Source organism: Gilvimarinus sp. 1_MG-2023, from assembly GCF_030548285.1.
In genome coordinates, this window is sequence record NZ_JAUOSC010000379.1 from 1 (window position 1) to 362 (window position 362).

The window sequence follows — 362 nt, forward strand, 5'->3', positions numbered from 1 at the left end:
CCAGTACCTGGGCGAAGGCGGCGTATTCTTTCTCGACATCATACGTCAGCATAAACCGGACCTCACCACGGCCCACGGTGGACGAGGTGAATTCAACCCCTGGTTGTTGCAACAACCATTGTTCCAGCTGACGTGCCTGTTGTTGGGTTGCAAGAATATCACTGCCTTCCGGCAGCCAGATATCAACCAGAAAAATCGGCGTATTGGATGGCGGGAAAAACGCCTGTTTGACCTGTCCGAAACCGAGTACCGCCACTACCATCATCATCACCATCAGGATGGTGGACAGGGCGCGATACTTCAGCATGGTTTTCAGGATCGCACGATACCCGGTGTACATGGCACCCTGATAAGGCGTGGTG

Annotated in this window: 1 protein-coding gene; it reads right to left on the reverse strand. The window is 53.9% G+C overall.

The window, feature by feature from the left end; translation table 11 throughout:
* The coding region (locus tag Q4563_RS17280; RefSeq protein WP_303605374.1) for an efflux RND transporter permease subunit at positions 1–362 on the reverse strand (362 nt) is incomplete at both ends.